The sequence below is a fragment of the Desulfosediminicola flagellatus genome (genome assembly GCF_005116655.2).
GTDB classification, from domain to species: Bacteria; Desulfobacterota; Desulfobulbia; order Desulfobulbales; family Desulfocapsaceae; genus Desulfopila; species Desulfopila flagellata.
On the sequence record NZ_CP050698.1, the window covers coordinates 3,221,734 to 3,244,967 of the forward strand.

18 protein-coding genes are annotated in these 23,234 nt (G+C 43.5%); 5 read left to right on the forward strand and 13 right to left on the reverse strand.

Annotation, left to right across the window (positions count from 1 at the left end):
- The first annotated feature begins 34 nt into the window (after positions 1–34).
- From FCL46_RS13480 to FCL46_RS13500, 5 genes are all read left to right on the forward strand, one after another.
- Positions 35–1,555, forward strand: coding sequence for a PAS domain-containing sensor histidine kinase (locus FCL46_RS13480; protein ID WP_136807826.1), 1,521 nt, complete (start codon positions 35–37; stop codon positions 1,553–1,555).
- Between the two features lie 334 nt (positions 1,556–1,889).
- A complete protein-coding gene (locus FCL46_RS13485; protein WP_136807825.1) occupies positions 1,890–3,614 on the forward strand; it encodes a 4Fe-4S dicluster domain-containing protein in 1,725 nt (574 codons plus the stop codon).
- Positions 3,611–4,540 carry a CoB--CoM heterodisulfide reductase iron-sulfur subunit B family protein gene (locus FCL46_RS13490; RefSeq protein WP_136807824.1) on the forward strand — a complete coding sequence of 310 codons (930 nt, stop codon included), beginning with the start codon at positions 3,611–3,613 and terminating at the stop codon, positions 4,538–4,540. The genes FCL46_RS13485 and FCL46_RS13490 overlap by 4 nt, the downstream gene beginning before the upstream one ends.
- Positions 4,541–4,845: 305 nt before the next feature.
- Complete coding sequence (locus FCL46_RS13495) at positions 4,846–5,604, forward strand: ATP-binding protein (RefSeq protein ID WP_136807823.1); 759 nt, start codon at positions 4,846–4,848, stop codon at positions 5,602–5,604.
- A gap of 210 nt (positions 5,605–5,814) precedes the next feature.
- On the forward strand, positions 5,815–6,516 hold the full coding sequence (locus tag FCL46_RS13500) for an HD domain-containing protein (protein ID WP_136807822.1): 702 nt from the start codon (positions 5,815–5,817) through the stop codon (positions 6,514–6,516).
- Between the two features lie 125 nt (positions 6,517–6,641).
- Here FCL46_RS13500 and FCL46_RS13505 read toward each other — a convergent pair whose 3' ends face one another.
- The 13 genes from FCL46_RS13505 to FCL46_RS13565 form a co-directional block, all read right to left on the reverse strand.
- On the reverse strand, positions 6,642–7,223 hold the full coding sequence (locus tag FCL46_RS13505; protein WP_136807821.1) for a DUF4388 domain-containing protein: 582 nt from the start codon (positions 7,221–7,223) through the stop codon (positions 6,642–6,644).
- Positions 7,220–8,317, reverse strand: coding sequence for a cache domain-containing protein (locus tag FCL46_RS13510; RefSeq protein ID WP_136807820.1), 1,098 nt, complete (start codon positions 8,315–8,317; stop codon positions 7,220–7,222). The genes FCL46_RS13505 and FCL46_RS13510 overlap by 4 nt, the downstream gene beginning before the upstream one ends.
- Positions 8,318–9,739: 1,422 nt before the next feature.
- A complete protein-coding gene (locus FCL46_RS13515; RefSeq protein WP_136807819.1) occupies positions 9,740–10,345 on the reverse strand; it encodes a DUF3786 domain-containing protein in 606 nt (201 codons plus the stop codon).
- Positions 10,346–10,351: 6 nt separating this feature from the next.
- Positions 10,352–10,522 (reverse strand): hypothetical protein, encoded by a 171-nt coding sequence (locus FCL46_RS13520; RefSeq protein ID WP_153307124.1) that lies wholly within the window; start codon positions 10,520–10,522, stop codon positions 10,352–10,354.
- Positions 10,523–10,572: 50 nt separating this feature from the next.
- Positions 10,573–10,983, reverse strand: a complete 411-nt coding sequence (locus FCL46_RS13525) for a hypothetical protein (RefSeq protein ID WP_136807818.1) — start codon at positions 10,981–10,983, stop codon at positions 10,573–10,575.
- A 91-nt stretch (positions 10,984–11,074) separates the two neighbouring features.
- Complete coding sequence (cooS, locus tag FCL46_RS13530) at positions 11,075–13,024, reverse strand: anaerobic carbon-monoxide dehydrogenase catalytic subunit (RefSeq protein ID WP_136807817.1); 1,950 nt, start codon at positions 13,022–13,024, stop codon at positions 11,075–11,077.
- A gap of 475 nt (positions 13,025–13,499) precedes the next feature.
- Positions 13,500–14,285 carry an ATP-binding protein gene (locus tag FCL46_RS13535; protein ID WP_136807816.1) on the reverse strand — a complete coding sequence of 262 codons (786 nt, stop codon included), beginning with the start codon at positions 14,283–14,285 and terminating at the stop codon, positions 13,500–13,502.
- 43 nt (positions 14,286–14,328) lie between these two features.
- Entirely contained in the window at positions 14,329–14,610 is a 282-nt protein-coding gene (locus FCL46_RS13540; protein WP_136807815.1) for a DUF3110 domain-containing protein, read from the reverse strand.
- Between the two features lie 228 nt (positions 14,611–14,838).
- Positions 14,839–15,729 (reverse strand): dihydropteroate synthase, encoded by an 891-nt coding sequence (locus tag FCL46_RS13545; protein WP_136807814.1) that lies wholly within the window; start codon positions 15,727–15,729, stop codon positions 14,839–14,841.
- A gap of 136 nt (positions 15,730–15,865) precedes the next feature.
- Positions 15,866–17,209, reverse strand: coding sequence for an acetyl-CoA decarbonylase/synthase complex subunit gamma (acsC, locus tag FCL46_RS13550; protein ID WP_136807813.1), 1,344 nt, complete (start codon positions 17,207–17,209; stop codon positions 15,866–15,868).
- Positions 17,210–17,292: 83 nt separating this feature from the next.
- On the reverse strand, positions 17,293–19,506 hold the full coding sequence (gene acsB, locus FCL46_RS13555; protein WP_136807812.1) for an acetyl-CoA decarbonylase/synthase complex subunit alpha/beta: 2,214 nt from the start codon (positions 19,504–19,506) through the stop codon (positions 17,293–17,295).
- 53 nt (positions 19,507–19,559) lie between these two features.
- A complete protein-coding gene (gene cooS, locus FCL46_RS13560) occupies positions 19,560–21,587 on the reverse strand; it encodes an anaerobic carbon-monoxide dehydrogenase catalytic subunit (RefSeq protein WP_136807811.1) in 2,028 nt (675 codons plus the stop codon).
- Between the two features lie 77 nt (positions 21,588–21,664).
- Positions 21,665–23,209, reverse strand: coding sequence for an acetyl-CoA decarbonylase/synthase complex subunit delta (locus tag FCL46_RS13565; RefSeq protein WP_136807810.1), 1,545 nt, complete (start codon positions 23,207–23,209; stop codon positions 21,665–21,667).
- Between the last annotated feature and the right edge of the window lie 25 nt (positions 23,210–23,234).

A 23,234-nucleotide genomic window follows, 5' to 3' on the forward strand; every position in this document is an offset into this window, starting at 1 on the left:
TTCAATGCAAAGCTGAATACCATGGCTACCCCGTATGGAACAGATCCTTAACGAACTTGATTGGCGAATTCGAATTTTTGAATCCCTTTCCTACCCCACCCGGATTCTTAACGCGAATCGTGAAGTAATAGCCGCCAACCAGGTCTTTTACGATAGATTTCAAATAACAAAAGAGGATCTCCTTGGCAGAACCTGCCACGACGACAGCCTGCCTTACGCTTCTATCTCACACTTCCCATGTTCATCCGACAAATGCCCGCACCTCGCTGCACACGAAAGCTGTAAATCTCAATCAATTGAGGTACAAACCTGGGACAAAAATGGTAACACGATATGGGAAGAGCGAGTCTTTTCACCGATTTTAGACGATAAGGGCAAAGTAAAATATATAGTTGAAAGCATACGTGACATTACGCGTATAAAGCATCTTGAGAAAAGATACAGCGAGATGCGCGAGCTTATTGATAAAGTCGTGCAAAGTTCTGTCAGCGCTATAATGGCCGCAGACAGGGAGGGTAACATCATCCTCATGAATGAAGCTGCCGAAAAGCTCTTTGGCTACTCAGTTCTTGATGCAAACGAAATTAATATAGAAAATTTTTATCCATCAGGTGTTGCACGCGAGATAATGCGCAAGCTTCGTGATGAAGAGATTGGCGGCAAAGGGAAATTACCCATCACCAATGTGGACATTGTTAAGCAAGACGGAGAAAAAATTCCTGTAGAGATGACTGCCGCAATCATCTATGAAGGAGAGAATGAAGCTGCAACTGCAGCTATATTCAACGACCTAAGAGAAAAACAGGCTGTTGCAAAAAAGCTGGAAAATGCAGAAGTACAATTATTACAGTCGGAAAAACTCGCTTCCATAGGTCGGCTTGCGGCCGGTGTTGCCCATGAAATCAATAATCCACTTACCTCTATTCTCATGTACGGCAACATGATGTATGAAGAGCTGGATGCAGATCATCCGCTCATTCAACATCTTCGATATATTCTTGAGGATGCTGAAAGGTGTACAGGTATTGTCAAAAACCTGCTGGCATATTCAAGACAGGCGAGTCCATCAAGGGCCGTATTTTACTTAAACAATATGGTCAATGAGAGTTTAGGGCTTATAAGGGATCAGAAACTCTTCATGAATGTTCAGGTCGTTAAAAATTTCGACGACCATCAAATACTCGTTAATGCGGACAAAAATCAATTATGCCAGGTTGTGATCAATCTACTGATCAACGCCTTTGATGCAATGGAAGGTAGCGGCACTCTTACCCTGACAACCTATCGCAACGACTCACACCGCGCATTTATTGAAGTAAGTGATACTGGTTGTGGAATATCCGATGAGGATGCCTCCAAAATATTTGAACCATTTTTTACAACAAAGGAACTGGGGAAAGGTACAGGACTCGGATTGAGTATGGCTTACGGTATAATGCAGGAAAATGATGGAGGAATTTCCATAAAATCTACAGGGCCGGAAGGAACAACAATCGTGCTTGAACTCCCCGAAGAACCGGTGACCGATGAATTCACTTTTGTATCTATCGGCTGATACTGTTGTATTTGCGTTCTTTTGAAAATTCACCTGTACAATCTAGTGCTGTTTTCTATATCAATTTTATTGCCATTTATTATAAGAATTGTGGAATAAAAGCACGATACCAGTTATAAGATATAGAGAAAATAACCTGCCTCAATCTTTATGTGCATCCTGATGTGCATACCCTTTACAAAGGAATGGCACCCCGTGTCTCGGCCATAAGGAGGGAACCCGCCACACATTCACATTACACTTTAATAATACATGATATTCATGTGCATATAGAGTTCTGTGAATTGCTAGTCCGATAAATCCATTAACATTACAGAGGGAAGAGAGACTTATTATGAATTTCAACACACTTCTGGCATTGTCTGTTCTTATCTGTCTGGTTGGTTTGGCGTTACGGTTGTACGCATGGTTTACTCAGGGAATCCATCCCCCCTCTCCCACGATCCCTCTAGGCGACAGAATACGTAGCGGACTTCAAAGTATTTCCCATACGCTCTTTGGCGGAAAGGCTGTAACTCTCATTAAATCGTTCTTTGTCGACCTCATCTTCCAAAAGAGAATCATTCAAAAATCTGGCTTGCGCTGGACGGCACATACCCTCATATTTTTTGGTTTTATCTTTCTTCTACTGATGCACGCTATGGAAGCCGTGGTTAGTGAGAATATCTTTTCGAACTACTACTCCACGCTCAACCCATATCTCTTTTTACGAAATGTTTTTGGCCTGATGGTGCTCATCGGTGTCGGTCTTGCAGTATATCGACGGATTACTCTGGCAAATAAACGATTAAAAACCTATCCCAGCGATTGGGCAGCACTCATTCTGGTTGGTGGTATAATCCTCTCAGGAATGCTGCTGGAAGGTTCGCGTATTTCATCATACACCGTCTTTAGCGGAATGGTAGACGAGTATGGAGCATTTGATGATAAGGAAGTCCTTGATCTTGAAGCTTTCTGGGTTGCAGAAAATGGCCTTGCTGCGACCAATGTCGTTAAACCAATCTCAGCAGAACAAATTGAACTGGGACGCGAAGCAAATGAATCCAGTTGTATAGAATGTCATGCTGGAAACAGCTCAGCATTTGCAAGTTTTACGCTCAAAGGATTAACCAGGCCTTTTGCCTGGATACTTGGTGACAATGCAGCAGTTAACCTGTTTAGTTTTCTGCATATCCTTTTCTGCCTTGTTTTCCTTGCCTGGCTGCCATTCTCAAAGATGTTCCATATAATTGCAGCACCGATCAGTTTGTTGATTAACTCCATCATGGGCAAAGAGAATGCCACTGACACTGCCAATGTGCTTAATCGGCAAATGGTCGGTTTATCAGCCTGTACCCACTGCGGTTCATGTTCAGTTGAATGCTCTTCCAGTATGTTTTTTGAGTCATTCAAAAACGACTTCATCCTGCCTTCTGAAAAGGTACAGTACCTAAAAAACATTGCTGCTGGTAAAGAAATTGACGCCGCCACTCGAAAACAACTCCAGGAGGGACTATACGTCTGCACCAGTTGTGACAGATGCTCGGATATATGCCCATCTGGTATAAATTTACGTGATATCTTTGTCAGTGCTCGTTACGCATTACTTGAACATGGTGTTCCTGAGAAAACGCTCTTCAGCCATTTTTCATTTCCACTTGCTCTGGCGCAGCGTTTCTCCGGTGATCACCTAAAAGCGCTTAAAGCAGTTGAAGAGCTCTTCAGAAAGACTTTCCAGAAGATATCCGATCTCTCCCTGCCACTGTCACTCACACGTACCAGCGGAATGATGAACGAAAGCTATAAGAGTTGCTATTCGTGTCAGCGCTGTACAAATGTCTGTCCTGTTGTCCGCAGTTATGAAAATCCGGTCGAGGCTCTGGACATGTTACCTCATCAGCTGATATTCAGTCTTGGTATAGGCAACAGGGAAGTCGCCATGGGCTCAAAAATGATCTGGAGTTGCTCAACCTGTTATCTATGCCAGGAGCATTGCCCTAATCAGGTAGAGCTGACAGACATTTTCTATAACCTGAAAAATGCTGCATTGAATAAAATCGATTCAGGAGAGAATTCATGAAATATGCTTTTTTTCAAGGCTGTAACATTCCTATTCGAATTCAACAATATGCCCTGGCGACTGAGGCAGTATTTGCCAAATTTGATATAAAGCTGCAGGTAATGCCTGAGTTTAACTGTTGCGGCTATCCGATGCGTAACGTAGATGAGAAATCCTACATCCTTCCTTCAGTACGCAACATGGCACTGGCAGAGCAAGCAGGACTTGACATTATGGTCATCTGTAACTGCTGTTTTCAGAGCCTAAAAAAAGCCCAGAACGTCCTCAAAAATAATGATTCTCTTGCAGCAGAGATAAATGAGATTCTCGCAAAAGAAGGTTTGAAATACTCTGCTAAAACAGAAATCAAACATTTTCTTACTATATTACATACGGATATAGGCATTGAAACTATCAAGCAGAAGCTTGCATACAAATTTAAGGGATTGAATAGTGCCGTTATTCACGGTTGCCACCTGTTGCGCCCACGTGAAATAACCACTTTTGATAACTCTTTTGTTCCGATGATAACCGAGGAACTCATGCAGCTGGCTGGAGCGACCAGCCTCGACTGGCAAGGCCGACTCGAATGCTGTGGTGCTGCCCTTGCTGGCTATAATGACGAATTATCAATCAAGTTGCTTGAAGAGAAACTCAATGGCGCCAAGTCTGCTGGAGCCGATTTTATCACGCCTATCTGCTCGTATTGTCACCTGCAATTCGATACAGCACAACTCAACAACTTAGCGGATAAACCTGAAGCATCACCAATGCCAGTATTACTCTATCCGCAACTGCTCGGCCTGTGTCTTGGAATAGACGCCCAATCACTCGGTATTGCAGATAATAAAACAATATCAAATGACAATATTTCAACTCTGGTTTCTCTATTAGGCCCACCAGTCGAAGAAAAAAAACGACGTAAAAAAGCCAAATCAGCAGCCTGATCCCAGCTAATTACCCTGTAAAGCAATTACCTTATAAAGCAAAAAGCCGCCCTGCTCCATTGCAGGGCGGCTTTTTACTTTAATAAATCTCAGGAATGGTTATATCTATTGAGTGTCAAACACGAGCTGTACGACCACATGTCATACTAACACCCCACAAGGGGGTATACGTGTCTTAGTGGTTTAAAATAGTTCTAAGTATTCAAGTTCTCCGCGTTTTCTTGTTTTTTTTATACCCCTCAAGGGGATACTGTACTGAGTGACAGTTTTTCAGGAGTAAGGCACTAACCTTGAATGGAGATTATATGGGCAAAGTAATAGCATTTGCAGGAAAAGGAGGAGTGGGTAAAACCACCGTTGCATCACTCGTCATTCGTCATCTGTCAAAAACAGGAGAAACTCCCATCCTGGCAGTCGATGCTGATCCAAACAGCAACCTCGGCGAAACAATGGGGATTGATGTTCCAACAACTATTGGAGACATCCGTGAAAATTACATGCGAGACCCTCAGGGTATTCCATCCGGAATGGATAAAATCAACTACCTTGAAACTCTCGTAGAGCAAGCCTTGATAGAAAAACCTACCTTTGACCTGCTGGTCATGGGACGTCAGGAAGGCCAAGGTTGCTATTGCATGGTTAATAACATTCTGAACAACTTTACAGACAGACTCACAGCCAGCTATAAATACCTTGTTGTCGATAATGAAGCAGGTATGGAGCACTTGAGCAGACGAACTGCAGGTAAAGTTGATATGCTCTATTTAGTAACCGATTATTCCTTACGTGGCCTGCGTGCAGTACGACGTATTCATGACATGCTTGACAGCCTTAAACTTGAAATTAAGGATATGGGTATTGTTGTCACCAGAGCACCGGAACAACTCGGTGATGCATTCCTTGCAGAAGTAGATGAAATTGGTGCTAAAATTGTTGGCACTATCCCTACCGACCCTGCACTTCTTGAGTTCGATATGGAAAGAAGGTCACTCATGGATCTGCCCGACGATTCTCTTTCAGTTTTAGCCGTAAAGCAGATAATGTCTGAGCCTGTCACCGCATAACTGTTTACTTCTTAACAGGGGCGAAGAGTACGTATTACTCTTCGCTCCTGTGCCTAGTTCTTCATCCAATAAAAACAGCACTACTTGACCCAAGTCAAACGCAAGAGTTCAGTAATACTGTAATCTGAGTTTACAGTAAGAAAATACGCGTTATCGTTTCTTTGTTTGTTTTCTATTCGAGCGAAACATTGACAAAATTAGAGGTGCCCGATGAAATGCCCAGGTCAGGACATGCAGTATTGGAACTCCGAAGCAATCTTTGAAGTAAACTGCCCCAAATGTGGCAAGCATGTTGAATTCTATAAAGATGACACCACTCGCAAATGCAATCATTGTGGTAATCGATTTGTTAATCCCAAGATGGATTTCGGCTGTGCGGCATATTGTCAATTTGCAGAACAATGCCTGGGCACATTGCCTGAAGAATTTGTTGGCAGCCAGGATAATTTGCTTAAAGATAAAGTCGCAGTAGAAATGAAACGGCATTTCAAAAGTGACTTTCAGCGGATTGGTCACACCACCAGAGTTGCCCGATATGCAGAATCTATTGCTAAGGAGGAAGGTGCTAATGTTCCTATAATTCTCTGTGCAGCATATCTCCATGATCTTGAAGACGACAATTCAGCAGAAAAAGAACTCGTCACAGCACGAGAGATTCTAACCAAATTACATGCTAAAGAAGCGATGGCAGAATCAGTAATTGCCCTTTTGCAGTCGCAGGACCAACTGTCTTCAAACACATCAATCGAATTGCAACTCTTGCAGGATGCTAAACATTTAGCTACGCTGGAAGAACGGCTGAAAGCTCCAAGTACCCGTGAGGGGCTTGACACAGATGGAATTACATCCCATCTCAAAACAACTGCTGCCAGCAATACTGCCAAAAGCATTATTGAAAAATACAGTGCATAACAGAGATACCTCAGCTATTTGCCGGATAACCAATTTTACAAAAGTTAATCCGGCAAATGGCAGCTATGGTTTCTTCATCAAATCTGCAGCCACAATCTTAAGCGTAAATTTCCGCTGATTAAAACTCATTGTTCAACTAACGTACCTATCATCTCTTTTTTGAATGATTCAGCCTGGCCTTGTGTCGGAATTTCAGATGCCAGCAAACCAATAATGGTTTCAATATCTCCTGCTGAATCAAAATGGTCTTCACAAATGATAGCAGCCATCGGCCCGATATACCCGGCAAGTCTCTCTTCCAAAATCTGTTTGTGTTCTTTGCTTAAAACAGCTGCATGTACTTTTCTATCGTCAACATTTGCAGTGTCGGACAACTCTGTAACCAGCCCGTTAACAGGGTCCAACCCTGCTGCTGCAGCAAGATACCGTAAAATATCCTCTGTTCGTGGAAGCTCTGTGCGAAGAGACGAACTGCTCCCTTCCTGAAATCTGAAACGGCCGGAATCTATTTCAGCTAATGGCCTCAGGGCATCCCTACCCCGTTTATTAAAGAAATAGATGAATACAATTTCTCCATTATCAAGCATTAACTGTGCTGACTGATTCTCCTTTGAAGTGATATACATAACTCCAGTCTTGCCGTCAGCGCATAGAACTTTAAGTTTGGATACTATCTCAGCCAAAGGGATATAGTCTTCCTGTTTCATGTCTTTTTCCGCAGCCTGTCAAACGCCATTTGTAAACTCACGCCCATGCGTTCAATCGCCCTTGCAAGAGCACCTATTTCATCTTTGCGATTAACTTCCTGAATTACAGCATTGAGATTACCTCTACTTATTTGCTCTGCAATAGAGGTAAGATTTCTAATTGGAGTGCTAAGTCGTTGAGCAAGTAGAAATGCGATCAATACCACCATGATCAGTGTTACACCAAGAAGCATCAAAGCCTGCAGCCGTGCTTTATTTGCAGAACGATATGCCTCTTCGTAATCCTGCTGAACAATCAGTTGCCAGCCAAAGGCTGTCGTTAATGTATATCCGACAATTTTCTTCCCTTGATACTCAAATACAAATGAATTTTCGTCTAAGCGGGCTGTTGATTTAAGGACAGGGTGATTGCTCATATCCTGTAATTCGTTTGCTATCTTGCCCTGTCCATGGGCAATAAGTCTCTTCCTGTCATCCACAAGAATTGCAAACCCGGTTTCTCCAATCCGGGTTTTAGTGACTGTCGCTGACAGATCTTCAAGTGTCATGGCTATAGCCAGAACCCCTGCATTTTTATTTCTATCTGAAACAATTGGAGATGACAGGATATATGCAGGTTTGCCGGACGTTTTTCCCAACAGCACCTGCCGGCCAAAATCTTTCCCGCCCATTACCTGTTTAAAATAATCCCGATCTCCATAAAATTTAACTGGTTTACCATCGCTTCTACCAATATTCTCACCATCCGGCTGGATTGTGAAGGCAAGATAAATCCAGTCATAGGCATCAGTAATTGATTTGAGTACAGGATTTTGAGAGTCAGCATCCATAGCTCTCAAATCTGGTACCTTACTGTTTTGTTCTAGAAGTCTGAGGTTCATTGCTGTCCATTCATCAACCCGCTCAGACAACGACACAGTGTTACCAACCAGCGTGCGATAAATACTGGCAGACCAATCCTGCCTTGCTTTATGAATACTGATATACCAGAGGCCGCCCAGAGGAATAAGGGCAATAATCATCATTGTGATTAAAATTTGGTACCGGATTGTAAATCCACTAACGTTATCTTCCGATGCATTTGACGCTTCCATTTCTCTCCTCTTCAAACATTAAGATCTCCTATCAAAACCGTAATACGCGACTACGGTACCACATAAAATGAAACCTGGTTTCCAAAAGAGAGAAGGTCAAAAAAAATGCAGGACGATATAACGCTATCAACCTGAACAGCTACTGCTTTGAGTGAAATATTCTGTGACGCAACAACGGGGGTAATTCAAAATTCTCAAAGTGACCAGTAGCACGCAAAAGACCTGCAAACACAATCAACTCCACACCAACCTTGAACCAAGTTGCAATGACAGATTAGTCGAAATGACAATACCTGGCAAGATATTTTCATAGTAATACAGACGCTTACGGGACATACCTGCATTGCAAACAGGTATTTCACGGTATCGTTTTGTTAGCGTAGTCATACAATGACAACAAAATATTGCTTGAGCATGTTTCAACTGGAATTTCTTTGACTACTTTCAGAATATTCACCAAGACATAACTGATGTGGCAGTTCGTTTTGGTGTTTAGAAGTGTATTAATCGCCTGGCAATAACAATAAAAATTGGATCGTTATCAATAGTTGAAGACTTCAGAGGAACGATGGATGATGAGAGAATATATCACCTGAAGAATACATTGGGTGCTTATGTCACAGAGAACGTTGGGATCGGGATTGTATTTTTTTACCGTGATACCGGTCTTTAACAAAATTGCGTTACCACTATCAACCATGTGATACTAGTGTCATGTCATGTGTCAAATGTCGTAATAATGCGAAGCTTTTTCTCTTCCTGCAAGGCATGACTGATTGAGCATAGCAGCGCTATGTAACAGAAGGAGTAACGAAGTCAGGAAGTGAAAAGGGCGAGCAGAATTAGACATCTGATGCATGACAGGACACTAGGCCGGGATGAACAGTAGAAACAAAAAGGTATGCTTAAATTGATGTATGCATTTTAATAAATTCCTGCTCTACATTATATAGAGTTGTCACTGTATGGATTTACCAAAAAGAATGGCCGTTGAACGCTTTAAATAGTGTTCAACGGCCCAGCATAAAGGTAACACTTACTTCAATAAAAAATGCTCTAAATCACACTTTTCCCACCTGAAATCAAGTGTTAGCGCACGTCTTAGGGTCTACTTGCGCTTTACAGGCTGGGCATTTTGTTTTCTTTTCCATCTCATCTGAAAACACTTCAAATACTTTTCCGCAATCGGGACATGTAACTTTCACTTCGTTAAGACTCTTATTGCTTTCAAAACCTGGACAATGTTGGTCTGTCATAACACTATTCTCCCGTGATAAGGTTTACTTTCTCCCGGATCGTCTCAGACGCCCGGACAAGGATGCCAGTTACCGATTACTACCATTACTACCTAGTTCAATAGTCATCACACAAGAGCTGATGGCTCACAACCTCATTAAGCGTAGTAAAAAAATATGTCAGATTCTAAATACTAATAAGTTTTCCGGATAATAATGTTCCGGTCATTGCCAGACATTCCATATCAAGAAACTCTGCTGCGGAAGCTCTGTACAATATAGAGCAGTTTGCTGGAAAAAGATCATCAATATCATTAAAATTCAATACTATAGGGACACGCGGCAATGCCTTAAATACAAATGAACAATCGTATGAAGGATCGCGTCTTTCCTCGCCTCCAAACTCTCTGCATTTACTTCTTAATAGATTGAGCCTGCCGGAAAAAGTTGTCTCAAGTGTTTTATTCGTGTTCGTTGTAAAATATGAGATAAGCGGTGACGCACCTTTAAAATCTCTATACGTCATCAGCGGGTCACCAGCTGCCTGGTCAAACTCGTTACACGTAAGTACATATTTAGCTATTATTACTCTAACAGCAGTGGTTACCGGCAAGTCATCTTTCGCAAAAATACCATCTGATGAAACTATATAATTTCGGTTATAGAGCGGCACAATAAGCGAGTCATCCTGTATTTTAACCAGCAGCAGTTCTGCCTTAGCTAAAAAATCAATTGCTTGTATTTTAGAAATATAGTTTTGATACGTCTCTTCAAAAATCGTATTTTTTGTCATATCGAATCAGCATAATATATTCTGGAGCTTTTTAAGGAGTAAATCCCGCTCATCTTCAAGGGCCAGGAGTTCATGCATTACCGGAGGTTTAACGGAATGAGCAGGTAACCGCCCCATAACATCTTCTATTGCTTCATCGAGTTCGCTGATTTTCTTTTTCAATTCTTCTCTGGTCACACGAATTACCTTATTACGCTCTTAATACAATCATAGTATGCTTTGTGATCTTACTTCAAGTCAGCAAGCTCTTTTTCTATCAGCTTTTTTTCGCCCACAAGGGGCCTACGTTTTTCAGTCCGATAGAAATAGTTTTCCCCAAGACGACCACTTTCTGAAAAAACAATAACTTCGAATTCTCCGGAATTATCAATAACTTCTTCGGCCCAGAGTACCTTCTCGAAATCAATCGAAAAATCACTGCAAATATGCTTGGCAAACTTCTCTGGGTTTGAAGAGATCGAGACCCCCTCTCCCGTTTTTGAGTAAATACAGATATAGGGTTTAAGGTGCTTTACTGATGTATTGCTACTGGAAATATTAAATATTTTTAAGTTATACGTTCCGGGAAACCAGGCAATAGGCTCCTGATTATCATGTTTTTTACCATCCCAACTGTAACGCCCTGCAAATACCTTCATAAAGTACCTCCTGCTAACCTTTTTCCCAATACTATCTGTACTGTCATGACGAGTAGTATATGCCACCACCCGTCATGACAGAGTGCTCATCTTACAACGCCCTTCTGTCGGCCATATCGACAAGAACCCTTTCACGGACCTTGTCAATTCCAAGCTGCTGACGTTTTTTATCAATGTGGGCAATCATCTGTCTTGCCATTTCGATTGGGTCTGATGCAAAGCCCCACTTACCAAATCCTTTCCCTTCAAGTTCTTCAAAGAGATGACGTTCAAACCTGGTTCCTTTGGTAATAGGAAATGTGTGGCCAAAAACGGTGAAGACACCGGAAGCAACAAAATATTGACCAATAGCAATAGCCTTTTCACTCATCCATTCAGGCGCACATCCTGCGACCGGAAGATCCGCAATAGCTTCACCTAGCCCGCCTGTCTTAACCATCTCTGCAAGAATCATTAAAATACGACTATTATCCACGCAGGCGCCAAGTCCAAGCACTGGTGGAATACCTACAGTTTCGCATACCTCAGCCAAACCAGGTCCGGCCATAGCAGCAGCACCAGGTGTGGTGAGACCAGCCTTTGCCAATGCCATTTGTGAACATCCCGTCTGAACCACAAGCACATCATTCTTGATAAGCTCTTTAACCAGTTCTACATGTGAGAAGTCCTGTTTAGAACGTGGATTCGTACAACCGACAACTCCTGCAGCACCACGTATACGCCCGTTAATAATATTGTCATTTAACGGCTCATATCCACTCCTGAATGAGCCCCCAAGCATGTATTTAATATATTCATGGGAAAACCCATGAATACCTTTAGCTGTTCTTTTGGGTATCTGAATAGTTTTCGAACGATTCTTATACCGGCTTATGGCCTTAATTATAATCTCGTCAGTACAGTCAAGAGGCGAATGCTCATTCATTTCAATATGCATCGCACCTTCAATTTTTGCCCGATAATTTGTGGTGATAAACATTGTATCGTAGCATTCACTGACTCGAAGAAGATCCTGCTTTATACATTGTATATCAACAGTCATTGCGTCAACGGCTCCAGAGACAAGAACCGCCTCTGTCGATGAAAAGTTACCAGCATGTGGTATACCATGCCTAGAAAGGACATCAAGACCAGAGCAACACATACCTACCAGATTGATACCTTTCGCACCGGCGTCTGTTGCCATCCTCTTAAGAGATGGAGCACCAGCTGAAACTATCATTGCCTCGAGAAGAATCGGTTCATGACCGTGGACTATGATATTTACAAAATCCTCCTTAAGGACACCCATATCAACTTCAACCTCTACAGGAGAAGGCGTTCCAAAAAGAATATCCGATATATCTGTTGAGACCATTGAACCACCCCAACCGTCGGCAAGGGCTGTTCTTGATATCTGTTTAGTAAGGTTTTCATAATCCTGGTCTACACCCATTGCCGTGCGATGCATCATTTCCATGATCTCACGCATGGCTCCCCGTGGTACAATTCCTTCCTGTCTCCACGTCTCAAGAGTCTTTTTCGGAACGCGTTTCACTAGTGGAATCTCACCTTCTACCTGAGTATAGGTCAACTCCAGAGCCTTATACAAATCCATTGCCACTTCCTTAAGTGGTCTGCCTTCTGTTTCAATATCAAGTGACTCAGCAACCTCACGAAGCTTAACAGGATCTTTAATTTCAAAATCTTTAACCGTCCCGTCAATAACACCACGAAACAGATCCAGCATTGCCATTCCATGATCGGTGTGAGCAGCAGTTCCGGCTGCAACCATCCTTCCAAAGTTTCTCGCGACTATAGTATCTATGGTAGCACCACAAATACCAACTCTGGAGTATGGATCTTTTGTATTAAGCCTGCATGGCCCCATCGAACAATGTTTACAACATGCTGATTCATTCCCTATTGGACAAGGCCGCATATTCTCCGCCCTATCAAAAAACAGTTCGACACCATCCTTTCGAGCTTTATGAATCATTTGCTGTGTTGAATCACAGGTAGTGATGTCCTCTGGTCGAATCAGATCTTTGAGCTTAGCCATGGTTCCTCCGATGCCAATGAAATTATCTCACAATGATGACGCGTGCTCAAGGATATGCATACATACATCCCTTTCCGGTGATGTTTGAAGATACTGCTCCAGACACACCTCTCACGAATCAATCTAATGCAGCAACTGATATGATTTACCATATAATAATCACTCTCAGCTATGTATAAGATATATCGCTACAATGTGGTATTGTCAATGTCGATCGTTTGTTTTATTGCCAGAGAAATGAAAAGACTATTTCTTGATGACTTTCTAATGATCGCTTACTTCATGGAAGAACTGACAATAACGTAAAAGCAGGCAGAACTTACGAGAGGAAACAGATTTGAACACACAATATATGGGAAAAGATTGTTTAAGGATAAGCGGAGATAAAAATGAAACTCCCCGCAGAGATACACTCTATCTTCTGCAGGGAGGAAACACAGGAACAGCTACGATAAATCAATATCACTAATGCATACTATTGATTGTCATATGATCGTAATTTTTCAGCAACTGCAAACAGTTCTTTAGGGGCTTTTTGAATATCAGACTCAAATGGACGTGTACCATCTCTATCAGCAGAAACAATTGCGTCGTCCTCAGGCAAAAATCCAAGAATCTCGAAATCAGGTAACGATGATCTGATCAGTTCTTCGTCCTCTGGACCACGCACCCGGTTACCAAGTATCACGATATTTTTGATCCCGATATCCTGACCAAGTTGTCGAATCTTATGTGCCGCATTTCTACTGCGAGCACCTGGATTGACAACCACCACAAGCGCATCAACAGAGCCGGAAGTTGCTCTACCCAAATGCTCAACTCCAGCTTCCATGTCCATCAACACAATATCATCACGGTAAAGCACCAGATGAGTCATCAGGGCTTTAAGGATGGTACTTTCGGGACATATACACCCGGAACCACCACTTTGAACCGTCCCCATGACCAGAAGTTTAACACCGTCCCTTTCTTTTGAGAATCTGTCTGGAATATCATCAACCTTGGGATTCAGAGTGAAAAATCCACCCATAGTACCGGGTTTAGCTCCGGTTCGTTCACTGATCAATTCAGATAGTTCAGCAATCGGGGTAATAGGCTCGTCTTCTGGGATACCAAGCCCTGCAGCCAGGTTAGCAACGGGATCAGCATCTATGGCAATGACCTTGTTATTTTTATCAGCAGCCAGGCAACGAGCCAGTAATGCAGTTACTGTTGTCTTACCAACCCCACCTTTACCACCAATAGCAATCTTGAGACTCACGAGTTACATTCTCCTGTCAACACTGGGTTAAAGTTCTTCAAAGCTACTTGATAATTTTTCCGTTTTTATCTACCAACGCCACAACAAATTGATTTTGAGCAGCCTCTCTCTCCAACTCTTCCACATGAACAGCCTGCACTTCGTACTTTATGCCTTTTTCACGCGGCATTGTCAGAAAGCACTCATTAGCGTCATCTTTAGATGCAAAGGCAGGAATGAAATTCACTTCCTGCTCTTCGTTATAGAGGCCGAGAAATGTCTCTTTGACGCCTGATTTACTGACAAACACATATACCCAACTCGCATCGTTCTTATCAACAGTCATCTTTCATCCAATAAGCTAAAGTTATCTCAGTAAAATCAACTTCACCAAGCCAGCAAAACTCAACATTTTTTTCTGTATGAGATGTATACCGTAATACATCTTCACCTTGTAGCAAATATATATATTTACGGTTATTATTTTATTTCTTAGATAATGTTTTACCAGCCTAAAGCAAAAAAGGCCCCACCCTTTTCAAGGTGAGGCCTTTATACTCATGGTGTAACTAAATCAGATGTCAAGATATGAATCAGAGAACAGGTTTTCACCTGTGATAACCTTTACGGTTTTCACGTAATCACCAAGTTCTTTGCTCAGACTACTAATATCAGGAGCATTTCCATCCATGGTCTGATAGACAACATCGACGATATCCTGACGCTTACCTTTTGCTACGGCGGTAAGATTCTTATCAAGAGGATCGGATATTACAGACTTCATACCATATCTTCCGAGCATAACCATATAGGTAGTGTTCAAGATCGGGCGAAGCTCAACTGGAGGTCCGTTGGAGATATTAGACAGACCACAGGTAGACATTGCACCAGGAGCGATATCTTCAAGCATCATCTGAAAATTCAACAAGCTCATACACTGCTGTTGCTGAATATTCACTGGAGTAACAATACCGTCAACCCAGATTTTCTCATTTGGAATTCCTGCTTCATTCGCAGCATAAAGAAGCTCAACAGCAAGAGCTGCACGCTCATTTTCGTCACGAGGCAATCCATCAGGTCCCCACATAAGTGCTACAATGTCTGCTTCGTACTTTGCAGCCATAGGTAACATCACGGTGTAACGCTCAGGACGTGCCATGATTGAGTTCACAATATGTGGCTTTGCACATGGCTTCAGAACCTTCAGTCCTTCTTCAATGGCAGCTATATTAGAACTATCGAGAAGCAGAGGAATCTCAGGTACTACTTCCTGTACGACTTGGCAAACCCACGGCATCAATTCGTGGCCGTCTTTTTTAGCAGGTCCGAGATTGATGTCAATATAATCCATTCCCAGCTCTTTCTGCTCTAGGCACTCTTCCTGGATTGGTTTCGGATCACGCTCCTTGTATGCTTTTCCTATTATTGTAGAAATAACATTCAAGCTTTCACCAAAAAGAATCATTGTACTCCTCCGTTACTGAGTTCGTTGTCAGTATCCCTGCTTCAGGGACATATAATCTCAAGTGACACGATATATTAATATGTCACCGGATATTGTTAACTCTGCCGGAATAATTCCGACAGAGTTTTGTTCATTATTACACTTTCGCCTTCAGGAAACCTGCAAGGTGAGCAGATTCACGCGGTCCGACTGTAATCGTCCAGCCAGCAAGTTCTTCTTCAACATCACCAGCGATTGCTGCAGCATAACCTGGAATGACAAGCTCGGTGTGCTTAACTTTGTCCATGATACCGCATTTCTTCACAAACATTCCTACATCATCACCACCGAATTTACCAGCAGCCCATGCTGTAAGAACAGACAGGCCTTCCGCATCCTTAATCAGTAACCATGTAGGAACCTTACTTGCTTCAATCTCACCGGATACGATGAAGTAGGTAAGTGCAAAGTTAGTGGTAACGAGAACAGGTGAGTTCTCGTCTGGATTTCCGATAGGATAGATGCCCTCGGTTACCGTCATTGGTCTCTGAGGATCGGTGAAGATGTTCAGGCGCTCAAGCAGCAGCGGGAACACAACCTCAGTTTCCAGGCTGGAAAGCACAACAATACCGGCATACTTGGATACAAACATGCCTGCTACGAGGGCTTCCATATCCTTATTGGACGCCATCTCTGAAGCAAAAACGATTGTTGGAAAACCAACTGAACGATTATTGTCTTTCAGTGCTGAACGTCTGATTGCTACCTGATCTTCCAATGCCTGCTTCAGCTCGCGGGTACCTGTATCGATTACCAGATCCTTCAAGCCCATGCCGGTCAATTTCTCAGTTAAAGCGATGATACCGTCAATATTATCAGCTTTGACTGCCAGTGGCAGATCGTTATCAAGCGCAAGTTGTCCCATTGCATCAGCGTTTGCCTCTGTGGCAGCGTAGATGAGAGGACGTTTGAAACCACATGTTTCAACTGCTGCACTGATAACTGTAGCATCATCACTCATAAGAATGAGGTTAAACTCAGATGTCTCTGCAATTACTTTTGCAAGCGCAGCAAAAGCAGCTTTATCGCCATTTGTATCTTTTAACGCGATAAGCTCTGGACGCAGATTGAAACCAACACGCTCATACTGTAATGCATTCCAAGCTTTCAGGGTCGTCTCAACATCTGCTACAGATGTGTCAGAAGTTAAAGTCCCAGCAAAAAGTGTTGGATTAAAAAATGTTTTTTCATGTCTGAACATGACGGTTTCACCGCCAGTGGTCGCCTTCCGCACACCTTTACCAACAAGTACCGGACGAATAGGGGGAGCTGACGCCTCAGCCAGCTGTGCCCTTGCCTCATCAGATACGTACGGACATGAATCCAACTCCGCTTTACCGGAGGCCAGATTCATAGCAAACGCCAGACAGGTGGGAACACCACATTCCTTACAGTTGGTCTTCGGCAGGAGTTTAAAAATCTGTATACCTGTTAACGCCATTTGTGTTATCTCCTTATCAATATGTCAACTCGGTTTGCCCACTCATCCATACACTGGGATGAGCGAGCAAACTGTAGAGTAATTTAGCCAATAAGCGGATCCATGGTCATCGCAGGATGTCCCTTCTCCTGGAGCCATGGCATGATCTCCTCTTCAGTGATACCGACAGTTTCATCGGCTATCAAATCTGCGAAATTCTCAACGCCCATCTGAGCACCCCTGGCGTTAATTCTCTCACGCAACTCCTCTTTCAGCATTTTCGGCATCCAGACCATACGGAGTAATCCACCATCGCCCAGGATGAATTTACCCTGAGTAATGTTGAATTTGGAGTGACCTACAAAACCAGGTGAAGAAGCACCGCCACCCATAACACCAGCAAGTGTAGTGAACTTCATTCCAGATGGAGTCTCGCCTGCATAATCACGACCAACAGTCATGATACCGTTACAGCTAGGAAGCATCGCGGCGATACACTCACAGCAACCACAAGTGGTCATTGGAGCCTGAACCATTGAATAGAAGTTGTATGTATCAATAGCGCCTTTTGAAGCACTCTTAATAAATTCATCAACACCTTCAAAACGTCCAAGTAACGGATCAAGAACCTTGCCTTTCTGAATAGGCTGGTTAGGTCCGGTAGGATTGATCTCAAACGATGCTTTACAATCCATCCAGTTATACGCACCACAAAGACCGGTACGCTCAGGACTTACAGTACAAACATGACTTGGAGCAAAAGACTGACAAAGACTACAGCTGTAGAAGGTCTCTACATCTTCATCTGTCATGGTGTCAACACGCTCATCACGAGTTTTGTACTCAGCGCGAGCTTTAGCGGTCAACTTATCAACGTCTTCTTTATTGGTGTACAGAGTAACCTGAACCTTGTCGACAATCTTCTGGAAATCCTGATGAAACTTAGCGTGCAGTACGACACCGATATCTTTCAAGGTAAAACCTTTATCGATAGCAGCCTTACTTATACGAACCCAGGAAATATCCCTCTGACCGATATGCATAATGCCCTGGATATAGTTAACCAGATGATGAATCTGACGCTCCATGATAGGCTCGAAATCAGACTGGAACTCACGACCTGCAATCTGCACAAAAATACCGAGAGGCAGTGTGTCACCTTCTTTCATATCTTTGATGTCAGGGCCAATTACCTGAACCTTGGCATCTTCGATCTCGTTCATCTCCGCCATATTCACAAGCTCGGTACACTGAGTTTTACCACCACCCATCTGACCGAAGAGATCAGCACCACGTACACGCTCGCCCTCAAATGCAGGTCCGAATGCACAAGGAATATCAATCTCTGTTACGTTGATCTTCAGACCGCGAACTTCAACGGACTTCTGACAGATCTCATCGTGAGGAATATTGGCCACGACATGCTCGTAAGTACAAATACCTGTAGGCAGAATCTCTGGGATATCAGTATCAGCGAGAGTCGGGAAGCCCCAGTTAACACAACCGGCAGCTGCAACAGCCCACTCAGTGCCAACATCACCAAGGGCGTTAACAAAAGCAAAGATTCTGTTTTTGTTATACATGAGCATCTTGCGATAATCACCAGGCTGAACACCACCAAATGCCATAGCAGCTCTGTTAGCGAAACCAAGAGCAAATACAGCAGAGGAGATATCTGGTCCAAACGGTACTATACGAGTATTCCAACCTACCTGCATACCAGCTTCAAGACACTGCTCGATAGCTGTTTTACCGTAATGATTTGCCGCACAGAAGATATAGAGAGACTTCTTCTGATAATCTTCGATGATCATTTTGGCAGTTTCCGCATTAGGAGCTGCACCAACAATAGCAGCAAAGCCAGGAGCGGAACCATCAACAAACTCGACACCACGCTTTCTCAGGATGGTATCATCAGCAGGACCAACCCAGATTTTCCCGGCATCGATGTCAGGATCTTCTGTATATGTGTAGAAATCAGGTTCTTCGAGGATTCTAAGCGCTTCTTTAATCTCGTAAGCAAAAATACCTGCCATACCTGCGTCAAGCAGAGGTCCAAGATATGGAAGATGATTTTGTCCTTTGAGGTGAGGTGGCAGAAGACCGCGAGCAAACTCAAGAGGTTTTTTGAGGTCCTCAAGGGTTTCCACTTTCATACCGGTTAACGAGTAGATAACCGGAAGATAGTATGCGGTGTTACCGAAACCAACCTTAGTAGATGCATCGTGGGTTTGCAGTGCTCTTTCTAATGCACCCTCTACCTGAGATACAACCTTATAGCCGCCCTGAATCGCTGCAAATGCTACTAATCTAGACATGCGTTCCTCCTTCTTTGAGGATTAATTTATAACGGGTTCAGAATTCTCGAATGTTAGTCCATTCCAAGGGCCTGCCTGTCAGCCATATCCATCAATACCCTCTCGCGTGCCTTGTCAATTCCAAGCTCTTTACGCTTTTTATCGATATGGGCAATCATCTTATGAGCATGCTTGATTGGGTCTGGCTCGCAATCCCACTTACCGCCATAAATTTTTTCCATGTCATTATAGAGATGATCCTTGAATACAGGAGCACCCTCAAGCGGCATATGATATCCAAAAACGGTGTATACACCAGATGCAACAAAATACTGTCCAATGGCGATGGCTTTCTCACTCATCCATTCCGGAGCACTACCCGCTGCTGGTAAGTCAGAAATATCGTCACCAAGACCACCTGCATTAACAACCTCAGTTGCCGCAAGCAGAATTCGACTGTTATCAACACAGGAACCAAGATGCAGTACTGGCGGAATACCTACAGTTTCACAAACTTCTGCCAGACCCGGACCGCAATGAACAGCAGCAGCTTCAGGTGTTAACAGACCATGAATACCCGCGGTAATAGCACTACAACCGGTGGTAAGTACGATAACATCGTTCTTAATAAGCTCTTTGATGATGGTGATATGCTCTTCGTTATGCTTGGTACGAGCATTATTACACCCAACTACACCAGCGATACCACGAATACGACCGTTAATGATATTGTCATTCAGTGTGTAGTAGTCGCCACGGAAAGAACCACCAAGGTGATACTTAATTGACTCAACACCAAAACCTGCAATCTGCTTAGCTTTATGCTGAGGAATCATGACATCGGCACTACGGTTATTGAAGTTTTCGATAGCCATTTTGACAATGCGTTTTGCATCCTGCATTGCATAATGCTCATCAAACTCAATATGAATTACATTCTCCTGTTCCATCTTGGCAATAGGATGAGTGGTGATGAGTTTTGTATGAAAACATTTCGCTACGTTCGCAAGGTTCTGGAAAACACACTGTACATCGACAACCATTGCATCACATGCGCCTGTGATAATGGCTAATTCCTGCTGGAGATAGTTACCCGCAGGTGGTACTCCATGTCGCTGGAGAATTTCGTTAGCGGTACAACAGATACCACCAAGCTGAATGCCTTTAGCACCATGCTCTTTAGCATAGTCGAGCATTTCCTGGGACTGGGTTGCAGCAACAATCATTTCAGAAAGAAGAGGCTCATGTCCATGGACAATGATGTTAACATGATCTTCTTTCATGATTCCCAGATTCGCCTCAGACTGCAAAGGTGAAGGAGAACCGAACATTACGTCCTGAAGGTCTGTAGCAATCATAGCGCCACCCCAACCATCAGCGAGTGATGCGCGTGTTCCCTGCTTCATCAGGTTTTTGTAATCCTGATCAACACCCATATGGGTTCTGTGCATGATCTCAACTATTTCACGATCAATAGCACGAGGCTTAACGCCCTGCTCTTCCCACTTCTGCTGAAGTTTTGCAGGTGCTCTTTTAAGGTATGCAAGTGTACCTTCACTTTTTCCCCATTCAGCAATCGCAGCCTCACCTACACCGAGTGCGATTTCATACAAGTCTCTATCTAAAGTCTTACCATCAACTTCTATGGTAGTTGCTACATTAAAATATGGTGCAATCTGGATCAGTTTTGCAGGATCCTTAATGGTGTAATCTTTTGTTTCTTTTCTTGCCACAGCAAGAAAAGTCTCAACAACACCGCGACCATGATCAGAGTGAGCAGCAGCTCCACCGGCGATCATACGAATAAAGTTTCTTGCAGCAATTGTGTTTGCAGTTGCACCACACAATCCCTTACGAGTGTCTTCGCCTTCGATTCCATTTTTTGGCAACGGTAAACGACAAGGTCCCATAGCGCAATTCTTACAGCAGGTTCCCTGCATACCAATTGCACATGGTTTCATTGTTACTGCTCTATCAAATACGGTTTCAATCTGCAGTTTCTGCGCGCGACGGATCATTTCCTGGGTTGATACTTCAATTGAAGCTTCCATCGGATCTGCTAGTTTGGGAGCTTTAGCGGGTGCTTTTGTTGCTTCTGCCATCAGAGGTTCCTCCTCAAGTATGTTCTTAGCTTAATTCCCTTGCACTACCACAACTTCTCAACCACGCAACGGTCTACCTACCGTTTATGGAATCTATCCAGCATCTCGAGAATCTTCTCCTGGACAGTCGTTTGAACTTCCGCAGGGGTAACCTGTACTTCACCAGCCGGTGCGCTTGATCTTACAGCGGCATGTGATGCACGTTCTTTAGCACGCTCAGCTCTAAGTGCTGCCTCTTCGGCTTCACGTTTTTCTAATGCATCTTTAGCTGCCTGTGCTTCTGCTTCAGCTTTAGCCTTGGCATCGGCTGCAGCTTTAGCTTCGGCATCTGCTTTAGCTTTGACTTCAGCTGCTGCTTTGGCCTCGGCATCAGCCTTAGCTTTTGCTTCAGCTTCAACTTTAGCTTTAGCTTCTGCATCTGCTTTGGCTTTAGCTGCTTCAGCAGGATCAACTGCAGGAGCGGCAGGAGCTGCTTCTTTAAGCTCAGCCTTAGCTTCAACTTTAGGAGCTGCAGCGGCTGCAGGAGCTGCTTTCTTAGCTGCAGGAGCTGCTTTTTTTGCAGGAGCTGCTTTCTTCTCTTCTTCGATGGTCAGATCAAGTTCCGGTGCCAGGGCAGCAAAATCAATCTTGGTATCTGCAAGAAGTTTCTTGATAGGAGCAGCATCAGCAAGAGAACCACCACCTGCCATGACATCGATAAACTCTTTTGTCATACGGATAGCTTCAGGGTGACGCATAATGAGTATATTGGAACCGGTCATAAGGTAACTGACGGCGGCAATAGCTTCCATCAGGATACCGCGACGCTCAGGATCACCAAGAAGAGGAGCATCCTCAACTGTCAGCTTGGCTTCCTTACATTTCCAGACCTCGTTACCGAGGTTATTAATCATCGGGAATTGCAGTTTTTCATCGCCCTGGGTCATTGCGGCGAGAGTTAATCGCTCCATTACCGAATAGGTATATTCCAGACCGTAACCAAGTCCACCAGTGGTCGGATCAACCAGAACACGTTCCATTGGCATGCCAAGGTTTTCGAGCAGGATATTAACCTGTTTGGCAAGGTTTACATCGATAGGAGAAGATGCAATAACTGCATGTCCGTAACCCATCGCTGCAGCACCAATACCTTTGTAGTTCTTTTCTTCTACCGGGCCCAGTACAAGGTTTGCACCTTCACATGCCTCAGCCACAACTTTCATAACCTCTTCATCTTTTTCAGGATTAGCACAACCCCAGACAATAAGAGGAACATTAATCGCTGCTAGAACAGATTTAACAGTATTCGCGGCATCACTCGGACTTGCATTCCTATCGTTCGGATCCGTTGATTTCAACTGAAGAACTATTGCTTCTGCACCATACTCTTCAACACACTTTTTGGCCCAGGCGGCTGGATCTGCGAGAACACCCTGAAACGGAGCAGTGACCGCCTCCGGCCAATCCTCAGGTTCCATGTCCCAAATTTCCATTGCAATTACGGGTTTATTGGGCATCTCTCCTTCAAATGTATAGAAAGGAAATGATGTTTCGCCACCAACAGTAATAGCTGTATCGCCCTTACCAATGGAAATCTGTCTTATGCCACCAGAATAGGATTCCTTCTTGATTTCAAATCCCACTTTTGCCTCCTTAATGGTGAGTTAT

What these genes read in the sequence shown, in the direction of transcription:
- acsC (WP_136807813.1), bottom strand. Translation starts at nt 17,209, where the DNA reads ATGGCGTTAACAGGTATACAGATTTTTAAACTCCTGCCGAAGACCAAC.
- FCL46_RS13525 (WP_136807818.1), bottom strand. Translation starts at nt 10,983, where the DNA reads ATGAAGGTATTTGCAGGGCGTTACAGTTGGGATGGTAAAAAACATGAT.
- FCL46_RS13490 (WP_136807824.1), top strand. Translation starts at nt 3,611, where the DNA reads ATGAAATATGCTTTTTTTCAAGGCTGTAACATTCCTATTCGAATTCAA.
- FCL46_RS13500 (WP_136807822.1), top strand. Translation starts at nt 5,815, where the DNA reads ATGAAATGCCCAGGTCAGGACATGCAGTATTGGAACTCCGAAGCAATC.
- cooS (WP_136807817.1), bottom strand. Translation starts at nt 13,024, where the DNA reads ATGGCTAAGCTCAAAGATCTGATTCGACCAGAGGACATCACTACCTGT.
- FCL46_RS13485 (WP_136807825.1), top strand. Translation starts at nt 1,890, where the DNA reads ATGAATTTCAACACACTTCTGGCATTGTCTGTTCTTATCTGTCTGGTT.
- acsB (WP_136807812.1), bottom strand. Translation starts at nt 19,506, where the DNA reads ATGTCTAGATTAGTAGCATTTGCAGCGATTCAGGGCGGCTATAAGGTT.
- FCL46_RS13505 (WP_136807821.1), bottom strand. Translation starts at nt 7,223, where the DNA reads ATGAAACAGGAAGACTATATCCCTTTGGCTGAGATAGTATCCAAACTT.
- FCL46_RS13510 (WP_136807820.1), bottom strand. Translation starts at nt 8,317, where the DNA reads ATGGAAGCGTCAAATGCATCGGAAGATAACGTTAGTGGATTTACAATC.
- FCL46_RS13545 (WP_136807814.1), bottom strand. Translation starts at nt 15,729, where the DNA reads ATGATTCTTTTTGGTGAAAGCTTGAATGTTATTTCTACAATAATAGGA.
- FCL46_RS13540 (WP_136807815.1), bottom strand. Translation starts at nt 14,610, where the DNA reads ATGACTGTTGATAAGAACGATGCGAGTTGGGTATATGTGTTTGTCAGT.
- FCL46_RS13495 (WP_136807823.1), top strand. Translation starts at nt 4,846, where the DNA reads ATGGGCAAAGTAATAGCATTTGCAGGAAAAGGAGGAGTGGGTAAAACC.
- FCL46_RS13480 (WP_136807826.1), top strand. Translation starts at nt 35, where the DNA reads ATGGAACAGATCCTTAACGAACTTGATTGGCGAATTCGAATTTTTGAA.
- FCL46_RS13515 (WP_136807819.1), bottom strand. Translation starts at nt 10,345, where the DNA reads ATGACAAAAAATACGATTTTTGAAGAGACGTATCAAAACTATATTTCT.
- cooS (WP_136807811.1), bottom strand. Translation starts at nt 21,587, where the DNA reads ATGGCAGAAGCAACAAAAGCACCCGCTAAAGCTCCCAAACTAGCAGAT.